The following is a 15,213-nucleotide window of genomic DNA, read 5'->3' on the forward strand; positions in this document are numbered from 1 at the left end:
TGTTGGATTACGCCCGTTGGGCTAATCCAACCTACCCAACCTACGCAATTTACGCAATTTACGCGTGTTGCTGGCGTAGGTCGGATTAGCCGGGCAAAGCCCGGCGTAATCCGACAAAGCGTTGTGACCAAATTCTCACAGATTGTCACGAAAACATCATAATTTCAATAAAGAAGACGAAGCGTCCCGGTAATTGAATTATTTGATTTGACAAGGCCATGCTTAAGGCTTAAATTCAATAAAAGACAAAAAACGGAACGTAGCGTATCAAAAACGATTTACGGAGACCACCATGAACCACCCTGTACCGCACACCGACGCCGTCACCATCGACTTCCTGCAAGCCTTCGGCGATGCCTGGAACCGTCACGATATCGAGGCCCTGATGGCCGCCATGGCCGACGACTGCGAATTCCACGCCGTGGCCGGCCCTGACTTGCTGGGCAAGAGTTTTGTCGGCCGCGACGCCGTGCGCGCCGGTTTCGAGCTGGCCTGGCAAACCTTTCCCGACGCCGCCTGGCTCAACCCGGAACACTTCGTCAGCGGCCAGCGCGGCGTGACGGAATCGACCTTTGCCGGCACCAAGGCGGACGGCACGCGCATCGAGGCGCGCATGGTCGACATCTTCACTTTCCGCGACGGCAAGATCGCCGTGAAGAACGCCTTCCGCAAGGATCGCCCACCCGTCGTCAAAGCTTAAGCCAGTACGTTCACCGGGAATGATCATGAACAAACCTGTCGACACTCCATCTGACGTACTGGGCAGCAGCACCGCCGCCCGCACGCCCTACGATCCCGCCTTCGATCCGCTCGTGGCCCAGCGCCCCGGCCACGGCAATGCCTACGCGCCCACCTACTGGATCGGCACGGCCGGCGAGCCGCCCGCCGACGACGGCCCCATCACGCATGACATCGACGTCGATGTGGCCATCATCGGCTCGGGTTTTACCGGTCTCTCCTGCGCCATCTTCCTGGCCCAGGAACACGGCATCAAGGCTACCGTGCTGGAAGCGAACCGGGTCAGCTGGGGCTGCAGCACGCGCAACGGCGGCCAGGCGCAATGCACGACGGGCCGCCTGAAGCGCTCGCAGTGGATCGCCCGTTACGGCATGGACACGGCCCTCAAATTGCACACGGAAGTGTGCGACGCCATGGAAACCTTCAAGAAGATCACGGCCGACATCGATTGCGACCCGCAGCCGGGCGGCCACCTGTACATCGCCCACAAGGCGAAAGCCATGCCCGCGCTGGAAAAAGAGGCCAAGGTCATGCGCGAGATCTTCAAGTACGACGCCCGCATCCTCGACGCCGACACCGTCAAGCGCGAATTCGTCGACGACAAGGAAGCGGCGGGCGCGCTGCACGAGCCGGAAGGCATCGGCATCCACGCGGGCAAGCTGGCGTTCGGCTACCTGCGCAAGGCGCGCGCGCTGGGCGCCAAGGTACATCCGTCCAGCCCCGTGATGGGCTGGGAAACGCGCAACGGCGTGCATTATCTGCAAACGCCGGGCGGCGTGGTGCGGGCCCGCTCTGTGGCCGTGGCCACGGGCGGCTACACCTCGCCCCACCTGCATGCGCAAGTGAAGAACCGGTTGCTGCCGATCCTGTCGAATTCCATCGTCACGCGCCCGTTGACCCCGGCGGAAATCGAGGCGTGCAACTTCCGCACCCACCAGGTGATCACGGATACGCGCATCCTGCGCCACTACTACCGCTTGATGCCGGACAACCGCGTGCAGATCGGCAGCCGCAGTGCCATCACGGGCGCCGACGCGCCGGACGACAGATATAAACAGTTTTTGATCAACGATCTGCACCGCAAGTTCCCCGCGCTGACCGGTATTCCCATCGATTACTCATGGTGGGGCTGGGTCGACGTCAGCCACGACATGATGCCGCGCATCGTGCAACCGGACCCCAAGCAATCGATTTTCTATTCACTCGGTTACGGCGGCAACGGCGTCATGTACTCGGCGCAGGCGGGCCGTCGCATGGCCGAACGCATCGCGGGCAAGGCCAGCGACACGGGCTTGCCGATCTTCAATTCGAAATTGCCGTATCCCAACATGATGGAACTGGTCGAGTCGCAAGCGTTCGCCCCGTTCCGCCGCCTGGGCCAGCGTTTCCTGTACCGCTGGTATCACTTGAAGGATGAAGTGTTTTAAATAGCAGTAGCCGTACTAAGCCGCCGCATGGTTGACAAAGAGCAAACAGCGGCGCCTCCCGCAAGGGATGAGATTGCCCGAACGTTCACACATAACAATAACTTGGAGTGAGACATGAACACATACACGAGCAAAAACGCGAGCAAAACGGTTTTTTCAACGCTGCGCCGCGCCGTTCTCGGCACCCTGGTGCTGGGCGTGGCGGTCGCATCGAGCGGCACGGCCTTCGCGCAAGGCAAGGAAGTAACGATTGCCTACCAGGAAATCAACGGTCCCTTCCTCGTGGCGATCGCCAGCGGCGAAGTGGAAAAAACCACCGGCTATAAAATCAACTGGCGCAAGTTCGACTCGGGCGCCAAGGTAGCCACCGGCATGGCGTCCGGCGACGTGCAGATCGGCGTCATCGGTTCCAGCCCCTTGACGGCGGCCGTCAGCCGCGGTGTCGACCTGCAGCTGTTCTGGATCATCGACGACATCAACGAAGCCGAAGCGATGGTGGCCCGCAATGGCGCCGGCATCAGCAAGCCCACCGACTTGCGCGGCAAGAAGATCGCCGTGCCTTTCGTGTCCACCACGCACTTCCACACCATGTTCGCGCTGGAAACGTGGGGCATCAAGCCCACGGAAGTGAAATTGCTCAACATGCAGCCGAATCAGATCGCCGCCGCCTGGGAACGGGGCGACATCGATGCCGCCTTCGTGTGGGACCCGGCCTTGAGCAAACTCAAGCAAAACGGCAAGGTGCTGGTGACCTCCGGCGAACTGAGCAAGAAGGGCAAGGCCACGTTTGACGGCATGGCCGTCGAGCGCGCCTGGGGCGAGGCGAACGCCGATTTCATGGCCAAGTTCGTCAAGGTGATGGCCGCTGCCGACGCCGATTACCGCGCCAATCCGAAGGCGTGGACCATCGATTCCCCGCAAGTGAAAGCCAACGTCAAGCATTCGGGCGCGGCTGCCAAGGACGTGGCCGCTTCCGTGGCCCTGTACGCCTATCCATCGCTGCAGGAACAGGCCTCGCCGGCCTGGCTCGGTGGCGGCGCGAAGGGCGGCGTGGCGCAAGCCTTGCTGGCCACGGCGCAATTCCTGAAAGCTGAAGGCAAGATCGACAGCCTGGCTCCCGATTACGCCAAATATGTGACACCCAGGTATGCACAGGCCGCCGGCCTGCTGAAGTAAACGTTGTGCGATGGCGCGCCTGCGGGCGCGCTGACTGAACAGAGTGCGTTGAACAGAACTGTGGGGACACGATGGAAAATCTGTACGTCAAGGATGTCAGCGTGATTTATCCGGGCAAGACGGCCGGTGAACGCGTACATGCCTTAAATAATATCAATCTCACCATCAATAGCGGCGACTTCGTCGTCGCGCTCGGTGCTTCCGGTTGCGGCAAGACAACCTTGCTGAGCCTGATGGCAGGTTTTATCGCCCCATCCAAGGGGGAAATCATGCTCGGGGACAATAAAGTGGAAGGGCCGGGCGCCGACCGTGGCGTCGTGTTCCAGAAACACGCCTTGCTGCCATGGCTGAACGTGATGGAAAACGTGGAATTCGGCCTGAAGCTGCAAGGCGTGCCGAAAGCCGTGCGGCGCGAACAGGCGGCCAAGAACCTGGCGCTGGTCGGCTTGAAGGACTTTCACGACAATATGATTTATCAGCTGTCGGGCGGCATGCAACAGCGCGTGGGCATCGCCCGCGCCCTGACCAGCAATCCCGCCATGCTGCTGATGGATGAACCGATGGCGGCGCTCGATGCGCTGACCCGCGAAACCATCCAGGAATTGCTGCTCGATATCTGGGCCAAGTCCAGCACCATGTTCTTCTTCATTACCCACAGCGTCGACGAGGCGCTGTTCCTGGCGAACCGGCTGATCGTCATGTCGCCCCGTCCGGGCCGTATCACGCACACGTATGAACTCGATTTCAACAAGCGCTTCCTCGAATGCCGCGATGCGCGCGCCGTGAAATCGAGCCCGGACTTCATCAAGATGCGCGAAACCGTGCTCAACATCATTTATGGCGACGAGCGCGCCGTCAATAAAGAGCTGGAGGTGTCCCATGCATAGCCCATCCGTCGTGGGATTTCCTCCCACCACCGCCAAGCGCGCCGGCTTTTTTGGCCGCCTGTTCGCTCCCCGCTGCGCCATGCCTGGCGAAGCGTTCGGTGCGCCGGGGCAGGGCAATTCCAGCCGCATCGCCACCGTTACCGTCATCGCCGTGCTCTTGCTGTGGTTTGGCGTGACGGCCAGCGGCCTCGTGAAACCGCTGTTCTTGCCGTCGCCGCAAGCTGTCTATGAAAAATTCATCATGGCGGCCACCACCGGTTTCGGCGGCGCCACCCTGTGGGAACACACGGTCGCCAGTCTGGTGCGCGTGTTCGGCGCCTTTGGCCTGGCTTGCCTGTTTGCCATCCCCGTCGGCGTGATGATGGGCGTGAACCGCGTGGCGCGCGGCATCTTCGATCCCTTGATCGAGTTCTACCGTCCGCTGCCGCCCCTCGCTTACTTGCCACTGGTTATCATCTGGTTCGGCATCGGCGAGTTTTCGAAGGTCTACCTGATCTTCCTGGCCATCTTCGCGCCGATGGCGATCGCAGCCCGCGCCGGCGTCAGCTCCGTGTCACTGGAGCAAATCCACGCGGCCTATTCGATGGGCGCCACCCGTTTTCAGGTCATCGTGCACGTGATCCTGCGCGCCGCGATTCCGGAAATCCTCACCGGCATGCGCATCGGCATCGGCGTGGGCTGGACCACCCTGGTGGCCGGTGAGATGGTGGCGGCCACGCGCGGCCTCGGCTACATGGTGCTGAGCGCCTCCGAGTTCCTCGCCAGTGATGTCGTGATCATGGGCATCATCGTGATCGGCTTCTTCGCTTTCCTGTTTGATTTGATGATGCGCTACCTCGAACGTACCCTCGTGCCATGGAAGGGCAAGGTGTAAGACGTTCCCGGGAGTGGCGCTAATGCCACAAGTGTTGCCGCCGCTCCTATTTTTTAACCAGCAATAACTGAGCCATACCCCGTACGTATCCTCCAGCGCGCCAGCCCCTTGGGCGCCGCGCCGGGCCGCTGCATTTCCAGATTGACTTATGGCATGCAGCCAACCAGACTGATTTGATGATGTATCGATGCTGCTTGACGGTGTTGCCCAAATAAAACAAAGCCGCGCGGCAGGAACCGGCCGCAGCAGGCGAGGGCGCACCGGGCTTCAGAGATTTTCAGGAGACAAAAACATGATTAGCGAATCGCATAACAGTACCGGCTTGCAGCACTCGCTGAAGCAACGCCACATGAGCATGATCGCCATCGGCGGCGTGATCGGCGCCGGCCTCTTTGTCGGCAGCGGCGTCATCGCCAAGGCTGCCGGCCCGGCCGCCATCCTATCCTTCCTGCTCACGGGCGGCCTGGTCGTCCTGATCATGCGCATGCTGGGCGAGCTGGCCTCGTCCCTGCCCGTGGTCGGCTCCTTTTACGAATACGCGCGCCTGGCCTTCGACGACAAGCCGAAGGTGTCGAAATTCCTCGGCTTCATGAGCGGCTGGATGTACTGGTATTTCTGGGTCGTCGTCGTGGCGCTGGAAGCCATCGCCGGCGCCAAGCTGGTCAATTTCTGGCTGCCCGACGTGCCCTCGTGGGCCATCAGCCTGGTCTTGCTCGTGTCGATGACGGTGCTCAACCTGTTCTCGGTGAAAGCCTTCGGCGAATTCGAGTTCTGGTTCGCCTCGATCAAGGTGGTCGCCATCGTCGTCTTCCTGTTTGTCGGCGCCCTGTTCATCACGGGCAGCTTGCCTAACAGCATCCCGACCCTGGGCTTTTTGACCAGCCATGGCGGCTTCATGCCGCACGGCTGGGGCCCCGTGCTCAGCGGCGCCGTCGCTGCCACGGCCTTTTATTCGGGCGCCGAGATCGTCACCATCGCCGCCGCCGAAACGTCGGACCCGGCCAAGGCCATCGCCCGCGCCACCAATTCCGTCGTCATGCGCGTGCTGATGTTTTATGTGGGGTCCATGTTTGTCGTCGTCTGCATCGTGCCCTGGGATTCGCCGGCCATCGCCACGCCTTTCGTCAGCGCCCTGACCGTCATGAACATCCCGTACGCGGCCCACATCATGAACGCCATCATTTTGACGGCCGTGCTGTCGGCCCTGAACTCCAGCCTGTACGCCTCGTCGCGCATGATCTTCGCGCTGACGCGCCGTGGCGACGCGCCCACGGGCCTGGTCAAGCTGAGCAAGAACGGCGTGCCGATTCGCGCCATCCTGTTCAGCACCTTGTTTGCCTATTTCGCCATTGCCGTCTCGTATGTATCGGCCGACCTGGTCTTCCCCTTCATCGTGAACTCCTACGGCATCCTGATCCTGTTCGTGTACTTGCTCATTGCGATATCTCAATTGCGTTTGCGCCGCCGCCTGGAACGCGAATGCCCGGAACGCATCAAGGTGCGCATGTGGCTGTTCCCCTATCTGACGTATTTCACCATCTTCGCCATGCTGGTGATCCTGGGCGCCATGAGCGTGTCGTCCGATACGGAGCAGCGCGTGTCGTTCTGGTTCGGCCTGTTGAGCGTGGCCATCATGAGCGTCATGTACTACATCAAGAAGCTGGTCAACGATGACCGCAACGGCGGCGAAGCGGCCGATACCAAAGTGGAGCTCAAACATGTCTGATACGACCTTGTTGCCTGCAGGCCGGCGCCGCTTCCTGCGCACGACGGCCGCCCTGGGCGCCGCCGCCGTGGCGGGGCCTGGGTCAGCCTTGGCTGCCTCCGCTTCCCTTACCTTGCCGTTTGAAAACGGCGAGCGCGAACTGGTGGCCTTCCCGCAAAAGCGCCCGCTGATCCTGCTGACCAGCCGACCGCCCCAGCTGGAAACGCCGTTCAGCGTGTTCAACGAAGGCGCGATCACGCCCAACGACGCGTTCTTCGTGCGCTATCACTGGAGCGGCCTGCCCACCAGCATCGATGGCGGCAGCTATCGCTTGCGCATCGGCGGCCTCGTCAAGACGCCACTGGAACTGTCGCTCGCGGAACTGAAACAGCTGGCCGACCCCGTCGACGTGGTGGCCGTGACGCAATGTTCGGGCAACAGCCGCGGCTTCTTCGCCCCGCGCGCGAATGGCGGGCAGCTGGGCAATGGCGCCATGGGCAATGCCCGCTGGACGGGCGTCACCCTGAAAACCGTGCTGGAAAAGGCCGGCATCGCGGCCAGTGCCGTGCAGGTGGCCTTCAACGGCCTGGAAACGCCGCCCGTGGGCGACGGCCCCGACTTCCAGAAAGCCTTGTCCGTCGAGCACATCATGGCGGGCGACGTCCTGCTGGCCTGGGCCATGAATGGCGAAGACATCCCGTTCCTCAACGGCTATCCGCTGCGCCTGATCGTGCCGGGCTTCTATGGCACTTACTGGGTCAAGCACCTGAGCGACATCACCGTGCTCGACAAGCCGTTTGACGGCTTCTGGATGAGCACGGGCTACCGCATCCCCGACAACGGTTCCGGCTTCATCGAGCCGGGGACACCGGTGGGCAAGACGACGCCGATCAGCCGCCTCAACGTGCGCTCCTTCATCACCAGCGTGCAAGATGGCGCGCAAGTGAAGGCGGGGCGCGACCTGGCCTTGCGCGGCATCGCCTTCGATGGCGGGCAGGGCATCAGCGAGGTGACCGTGTCGGCAGACGGCGGCCAGACGTGGCAGGAAGCAACGCTGGGCAAGGACCTGGGACGTTTCTCGTTCCGCGAGTGGACGATGCTCATGAAGGCGCCGCGCAAGGGCAAGCACGTGCTGATGGTGCGCGCCGTCAACCGCATCGGCCAGAGCCAGCCGATGAAAGCCCTGTGGAATCCCATGGGTTATATGCGCAACGTGGTGGAAACCACGCGCATTCAGGCAGTGTGAGGAGAACCGGATGCTGATCAGAACACTCGCCACCGCCGTGGCCTTGATGCTTGCCGGCAGCGCTGGCGCGCTGGAAATCCATTTGCCGCCCGAAACGGCGGCCTATAAACCCAGCGAATTGCCCGGCTACCAGCTGGTGCAGCGCAACTGCATGACGTGCCACGCGGCCCAGTATGCATCGAGCCAGCCGCCCGCTTCGCCGCGCGCTTACTGGGAGGCGACCGTCAAGAAGATGAAAAAGCCGTTCGGCGCCCAGTTTGACGACGCGGACATGCCGGCCATGGTCGATTACCTGGTGAAAACCTATGGCGCGGAGCGGGACGCCGCCGCGCCTGCCGCCGCAGTGAAACCCGTCGCAGCCGCTGTTCTTGCCGCCAGCGGCAAGGATGTGAAAACATTGCTGGCGGCGAACGGCTGCATGGCATGCCACGCCCTCGACCAGAAGGTGGTCGGACCCGGCTTTGCGGAAGTGGCCGCCCGATACAAGGGCAAGGACAGCGTCGCTGCCGTGGCGGCCAACATCCGCAATGGCGGGGCCGGCAAATGGGGCCCCGTGCCCATGCCGCCATTCAGCCAGCTCAGCGTAGCCGATGCGGCCACGCTGGCCAAATATGTGCTGTCCAGATAAGACCCGGCCAGCGCGGCCGCGTCGCTGATCTTCTCTTCCTTTCCGTCGGCATCCGGCGTGGCCGATGCCTGCCACGCCGGTTTTCCTCGCCGCGATTATATGCGCCGCCCGCTCCCCGCGTGGCCGCCATAAATAAGTTTCCATTCCTAATATTTATTCATTGATTATCTATTTTTTGCAAGAGTGTGACATGTTAATTTGCAGCAAAAAAGTGTGTCATCAGATGAACATGCACATATGTAAAAAATAACATTGTTTTATATTGTGATAATGCCAATCTCTTGTTCATTTCGCATGCATGGTGCGCTCATGGAATAGCATGTCGATAGTGACAGCGATGCAATTTTGTTGTGTTATGACAACGAATTTCTTGCCGGAAAGGCGCATTTTCACGGTGTTTTGCGAATTTTAAGGGCATCCCTGTCGAGACCGCACCAATGTGGTGAAAGAGCTCATCAGATAGGTATTTTCTCGCCTGATGACGGGCTAAAATGGGTCAATGTTGCTGATGGGAATTTATTTTTTTGTTGTCATTGTATTTGACAATGATGCTAAAAAAATACGTCCTTTGCAGCTCTTGTATTCCCCGTCAGCACAGCCGCGAGCGGCTTGCCTGGCGCGGGCGCGCCGCCTGAAAGGATGACCTTGAACACCACATTACTTCCATTGACCTTGCTGGCGCTGATCCAGACCGCCTGGGCCGTCGATCCTCCGGGCGCAGGCAGCCAGCTGCAGCAGATTCCCGCCGCGCCCCAGCTGCCGAAAGCGCCGCCAGCCATCCGCGTACAGCAGGGCAATGTGCCGGCCACGACGGTGGGCGATACCACGCGCATCACCGTACAGCGCCTGCGGATCACGGCGCCGCCCGTCTTTGCCGAAAGCGAACTGGTCGCCGCCACGGGTTTCGTGCCCGGGAGCGAGCTGACCCTGGGCGAATTGCGCACCATGGCATCAAAAATTGCCAGTTATTACCAGAACCATGGCTATTTTCTTGCGCAGGCCTATCTGCCGGCGCAGGATATCGAGGGTGGCGTCGTCGCCATCGACGTGCTGCCGGGCCGTTATGGTCAGGTGCAGCTGCGCAATCAGAGCACGCTGTCCGACGGCCTGGCCGGCACGATACTGGCCGGGCTCGACGGGCAAGTGATCGCCACGCCGCCGCTGGAGCGGCGCTTGCTGCTGCTGTCGGACTTGCCGGGCGTGCAGGTGAGCTCGACCCTGGCGCCGGGGGCGTCCTTGGGCGCGTCCGACCTGATCGTCGACGTGCAGCCCGGTTCGCGTTTCAACGGCAGCATCGACCTGGATAACCAGGGCAACCGCTACACGGGCCGCAACCGCATCGGCGCCACCCTGAACATCAACGAGCTGGCCGGCATAGGCGACGTGGCCACCGTGCGCGCCTTCACTTCGGCCGATGGCTTGAACTACGGCCGCCTGGCCTATCAGGGACAGGCGGGCCTGTTGCGCCTGGGCGGCGCCTACACGTATATGGATTACAAGCTGGGCAAGGAATTTGCCGTGCTCGACGCCAAGGGAACGGCGAAGATCGCCAGCGCGTATGCCAGTTATCCGCTGATCCGCTCGCGCAGCAACAATCTGTATGCGCAAGTGAGCTACGACGACAAGACATTCCAGGACAGGACGGAATCGACGGGCAGCGTCAACGACAAGACAGCCAAGGTGTGGATGCTGAACCTGAATGGCGATGGCAAGGACGGCTGGGGCGGCGGTGGCGTGAGCACGTATTCGGTGACCTACACCACGGGCAAGATCGATATCGAGACGCCGGTGGCCTTGCTGATCGATCAGCTGACGGTGAAAAGCAACGGCCACTTCAACAAGCTTGCCTTCAATGCGGCGCGCGTGCAAAGCCTGGGCGGCGAGACCAGCTTGTTCGGCGTGATCAGCGGCCAGGCAGCCTCGAAAAACCTCGATGTTTCCGAAAAGATGGGCATCGGCGGCGTGGGCGGCGTGCGCGCCTATCCGGGCGGCGAGGCGTATGGCGACCAGGGCTATGTGCTGAATGTGGAATTGCGCCAAAACATCACGGCGTTCACGGCGTTTCCCGGCCAGCTGCAGGTGCTGGCCTTTGCCGACACGGGCACCGTCAAGCTGAACCGCGACGCCTGGGGCGCGGGCGAGAACCGCCGCACCCTGAGCGGCGCCGGCGTGGGCGTGACGTGGACGGGCGCCAATGCGCTCGTCCTGAAGGCGTATTACGCGCACAAGCTGGGCAATGCCAAGGCGACTTCCGCACCGGATGCGGCAGGCCGTTTCTGGCTGCAAGCCATTAAATACTTCTAATTAAGACAAGTTAATAGAATCAGGACACTGCCATGAACCGCATCTACCGCTCCATCTGGAACCAGGCCACCGGCGCCTACGCCGCCGTTTCCGAAAACGTCAAATCCGCCGGCAAGCGCTCGCTGCCCGGATGCAGCGGGGGCGGGGCGCATTTTGCCTTGACCGGCATGGCGGCGGCGCTGATGCTCGGTTATGGCTCCTTGGCGCTGGCGGGGCCGGCGGGCGGCACGGTGGTGGCGGGCCAGGCAACGATCAATGGCGCACCGGGCGCCACGGTGATCAGGCAGGGCAGCCAGAACGCCGTGATCAACTGGGCCAGTTTCAATATCGGCAAGGGCGAATCGGTGCAGTTCCAGCAGCCCAACAGCAACGCGGTGGCCCTGAACCGCGTGCTGGGCGGCGACGGTACTACCATCCTGGGCAACTTGTCGGCCAACGGCAAGGTGTTCATCGTCAATCCGAACGGCATCCTGTTCGGCCAGGGCGCGTCCGTGAACACGGCCGGGCTGGTGGCGTCCACCCTGGACATCAGCAACGCCGACTTCATGGCGGGCAAGTACCAGTTTTCCGGCAATGGCACGGGGAAAGTCCTGAACCAGGGCAGCATCAGCGCGCCGGGCGGCTATGTGGCCCTGCTGGGCGCGCACGTCTCGAATAAAGGCACGATCCAGGCACGTCTGGGTTCGGTAGCCCTGGCGGCGGGCAAGGCGATCACCCTGGACGTGGCCGGTGACGGCTTGCTCAATGTGGCCGTCAACGCAGGCGCCGTGGGCGCTTTGGTCAACAATGGCGGCCTGATCCAGGCCGACGGCGGCAGCGTGGTGCTCACGGCGCAGGCGGCGGGCGACTTGCTGAAAACCGCCGTCAACAACACGGGCGTGATCGAGGCGCACACGATAGCCACGCGCGGCGGCACGATCAAGTTGCTGGGTGACATGCAAAGCGGCACGGTGAACGCGGCCGGCACCCTGGACGCCAGCGCGTCCGACGGCGGCAATGGCGGCTTTATCGATACGTCGGCGGCGCACGTCAAGATCGACGATGCGCTGAAGGTGACGACGGCGTCAAGCAAGGGCCTGTCCGGCACCTGGCTGATCGACCCGACCGACTTCAATATCGCCGTCTCCGGCGGCGACATGACGGGCGCTTTCCTGAGCAACTCCTTGAAATCGGGCAATGTGCAGATCCAGAGCGTGTCGGGCGGCAGCGGCACGCAGGGCAACATCAACGTCGATGACAACGTCAACTGGACGGCCAACAAGCTGACCCTGACGGCACAGAACAATATCAATATCAACAAGGCCATGCGCGGCGCGGGCACGGCCAGCCTGGCGCTCGAATACGGCCAGAGCGGGGTCGCCGCCGGCAATCTGTCGACGTACAACGTCAAGGCCGAAGTGGATTTGCCATCGGGCAATAACTTCAGCACCAAGCTGGGCAGCAATGGCAGCGTGACCGTGTATCAAGTGATCAACAGCCTGGGCGCCTTCAACAGCACCACCGGCAGCGACGTGCAGGGCATGCAGGGCAATTTGTCCGGCAAGTACGTGCTGGGCAGCAATATCGATGCGCGCGGCACCTCTGGCTGGGATGGAGGCAAGGGATTTGCGCCCATCGGCAGCGATGCGGCGCCTTTCACGGGCACGCTCGATGGCCTGGGCCATGAAATCGTGGGATTGACGATCAACCGCCCTGAAGTGCCTGTCGGGATGTTCGGCAATATCGGCGCTGCCGCTGCCGTGCGTAATATGGGTTTTAGCGGCGTCAGCGTTGCCGGATCGGCCGCCAACTATAGCAGCACCTATGCGGGCATAGGCGCACTGGCTGCCGTCAACAGCGGCAAGATCGATAATGTGTATAGCAGTGGTGCCGTGAGCGCCTCCGGTTATGTCAATCTGGGCGGCCTGGTGGGCATCAATGCCGGAACGATCAGCAATAGCCGCGTCTCCGGCACGGTCGTCTCCGCGGGCGATCCCGGGCCGGGCGGCTACGGCGCGGCAGGCGGCTTTGTGGGCCTCAACGCCGTAGGCGGCTTGATCAAGAACAGTTCCAGCTCCGCCACCACCAGCTCCACGCGCTACGTGGCGGCCGGGCTGGTGGTCACCAACTCCGGTGCGATCAGCGATAGCTATGCGACGGGCACCGTGAACGCAGGAGCCAACTATGGCGGCGGCCTGGTCAGCTTTAATAATGGCAGTATCAGCAATAGTTACGCGACCGGCGCGATGAACGCCTCGGGCAGTGCCGGCGGCCTGGTGGGGACCAATACCAGCGGCAGCGCGACCATCAGCAATAGCTACGCGACGGGCAAGGTCACCTCCACCGGCGGCTATGTCGGCGGCCTGGTGGGCCTGTTGCGTGGAACCTTGAGCAACAGCTATGCGACGGGCGACGTGCAGACCACCGGGCTGGCCGGCGGCGTGGTCGGTTACAACGTGGGCGGCACCATCACGAATGTCTATACCACCGGCAAGGTGACGGGCGGCGGCGCCAGCGTGGGCGCCATCGTCGGCGAGCACAACGGCGGTAGCGTCAACCGCGCCTATTTTGACAGCACGATCAATTCCGGCCTGAATGGCATCGGCCGAAGCTTCAATGGCGCCACCTCGAATGCGCAAGGGCTGAGCACGGCGCAGATGCTGGTATCGAGTAATTATGTGGGCTTCAATTTCACGGCCACGGGCGGCGCCACCGGCAATAATTGGGTGGCGGTCAGCGCCGACGGCACCCTCAATGGCGCTGCCGGCACGCGCCCCATGCTGGCGTCGGAGTGGTCAAATACCATCAATTCGGCGCACCAGCTGCAATTGATGGCGATGAACAAGACAGCCAGCTACACGCTGGGCAGCAGCTTCAGCGCCGCCACGACGGCGGCCAATGGCCAGGATATCTGGGGAACCACTGGCTTCATCCCCGTCGGCACGGCAGGTTCGGCCTTCACGGGCAGCCTCGACGGCACCGGCCATATCATTTCCAGCCTGACCATTGCCAAGGCGGGCGTGAACAACGTGGGCCTGTTCGGTGCCATCGGCAGCGGCGGGGTGGTGGCGAATGTGGGCTTGTCCGGCGGCAGCGTAGCGGGCGGCACGAATGTGGGCGCCCTGGCCGGCAGCAATGCCGGCACGATCAGCGGCAGCTTTGCCACCAGCGGCGTGACGAGCACGTCCACCGGAGGCGGCCTGGTGGGCAGCAATACGGGCACGGTGGCGGACAGCTATGCCAGCGGGGCAGTGAGCGGCACCAGCATCGTCGGCGGCCTCGTCGGCAGCAATGGCGGCAGCATCGCCAACAGTTATGCGAACGGCAGCGTGAGCGGTTCCAGCAATGTGGGCGGCCTGGTGGGCGCCAGTACGGGCAGCACTACGGGCAGCTATTGGGACACGACGGCCAGCGGCCAGGCGAATAGCATGGGCGGTACCGCCATGACGACAACGCAGCTGAAAAACCTGTCGAATTACACGGGCGCCGGCTGGGAACTGGCGCAGATGTGGGTGGTCTACGACGGACAGAGCGCGCCTTTCCTGCGCTCGTTCATGAAGCAGATCGCCGTGCGCGTTTCCTACGACAGCAAGGTGTATGACGGCGTGGCCTACGCAGGCGGCAGCAATAGCGTCACCTACTCGAACACGGTGGATGGCGCCAACCTGCTCGGTACGGTCGTGTATGCGGGCAATGCCGCCGGCGCCGTCAATGCGGGCACCTATGGCGTGTCGGCCAGCGGCCTGTACGCTTCGGGCGGCCAGTCCGGCTACGCCATCAGCTATATCGATGGCGGCCTGTTGATCACGCCCAAGTCCGTCACCCTGAGCGGCGCGGCGGTGGGCGACAAAGTGTACGACGGCACCACCGTGGCCGCCATCAGCGGCACCCTGAATGGCGTGCTGGCGGGCGACCTGGCCAATGTCAGTTCGACCGTGAATGGCACGTTTGCCAGCAAGAATGCCGGCAACGGCATCGCCGTGACAGTCAACGCGGCCCTGGGCGGCAGCGCCGGCGGCAACTATGCGCTGGTGCCCGTGAACGGCTTGACGGGCAATATCAGCAAGGCCACCATCAGCGGCGTGAGCGGCATTGTTGCTGGAAATAAAGTATATGACGGCACCGCCACGGCCAGCCTGAACACGGCGGGCGCCACGTTTGCGGGCATGATCGGTGGCGACAGCCTGAGCGTGTCGGGCGCCAGCGGCAGTTTTGCCGACAAGAACGCGGGCACAGGCAAGACGGTCAG

General features: G+C 62.4%; 10 protein-coding genes. All 10 read left to right on the plus strand.

Annotation, left to right across the window (positions count from 1 at the left end):
• The first annotated feature begins 292 nt into the window (after nucleotides 1-292).
• Nucleotides 293-700 carry a nuclear transport factor 2 family protein gene (locus JAB8_RS14795; protein WP_070290384.1) on the plus strand — a complete coding sequence of 136 codons (408 nt, stop codon included), beginning with the start codon at nucleotides 293-295 and terminating at the stop codon, nucleotides 698-700.
• Nucleotides 701-725: 25 nt separating this feature from the next.
• Nucleotides 726-2,165 (plus strand): FAD-dependent oxidoreductase, encoded by a 1,440-nt coding sequence (locus JAB8_RS14800; RefSeq protein WP_070290394.1) that lies wholly within the window; start codon nucleotides 726-728, stop codon nucleotides 2,163-2,165.
• A 114-nt stretch (nucleotides 2,166-2,279) separates the two neighbouring features.
• The gene (gene tauA, locus JAB8_RS14805; RefSeq protein WP_070290386.1) at nucleotides 2,280-3,341 is read left to right on the plus strand and encodes a taurine ABC transporter substrate-binding protein; all 1,062 of its coding nucleotides are present in this window, start codon (nucleotides 2,280-2,282) and stop codon (nucleotides 3,339-3,341) included.
• 71 nt (nucleotides 3,342-3,412) lie between these two features.
• Entirely contained in the window at nucleotides 3,413-4,228 is an 816-nt protein-coding gene (locus JAB8_RS14810) for a taurine ABC transporter ATP-binding protein (RefSeq protein WP_070219220.1), read from the plus strand.
• Nucleotides 4,229-4,307: 79 nt separating this feature from the next.
• Nucleotides 4,308-5,102 (plus strand): ABC transporter permease subunit, encoded by a 795-nt coding sequence (locus JAB8_RS14815; RefSeq protein WP_070219225.1) that lies wholly within the window; start codon nucleotides 4,308-4,310, stop codon nucleotides 5,100-5,102.
• 292 nt (nucleotides 5,103-5,394) lie between these two features.
• Nucleotides 5,395-6,828, plus strand: coding sequence for an amino acid permease (locus tag JAB8_RS14820; protein ID WP_070290387.1), 1,434 nt, complete (start codon nucleotides 5,395-5,397; stop codon nucleotides 6,826-6,828).
• A complete protein-coding gene (locus JAB8_RS14825) occupies nucleotides 6,821-8,053 on the plus strand; it encodes a molybdopterin-dependent oxidoreductase (RefSeq protein ID WP_070290389.1) in 1,233 nt (410 codons plus the stop codon). The genes JAB8_RS14820 and JAB8_RS14825 overlap by 8 nt, the downstream gene beginning before the upstream one ends.
• 10 nt (nucleotides 8,054-8,063) lie before the next feature.
• Nucleotides 8,064-8,681 carry a c-type cytochrome gene (locus JAB8_RS14830; RefSeq protein WP_070290390.1) on the plus strand — a complete coding sequence of 206 codons (618 nt, stop codon included), beginning with the start codon at nucleotides 8,064-8,066 and terminating at the stop codon, nucleotides 8,679-8,681.
• A 645-nt stretch (nucleotides 8,682-9,326) separates the two neighbouring features.
• Nucleotides 9,327-10,985, plus strand: a complete 1,659-nt coding sequence (locus JAB8_RS14835) for a ShlB/FhaC/HecB family hemolysin secretion/activation protein (RefSeq protein ID WP_254679520.1) — start codon at nucleotides 9,327-9,329, stop codon at nucleotides 10,983-10,985.
• 32 nt (nucleotides 10,986-11,017) lie between these two features.
• The coding region (locus JAB8_RS14840) for a YDG domain-containing protein (protein ID WP_139143055.1) at nucleotides 11,018-15,213 on the plus strand (4,196 nt) is incomplete at its 3' end.

This window comes from Janthinobacterium sp. HH106 (assembly GCF_001758725.1).
Taxonomy (GTDB): domain Bacteria; phylum Pseudomonadota; class Gammaproteobacteria; order Burkholderiales; family Burkholderiaceae_D; genus Janthinobacterium.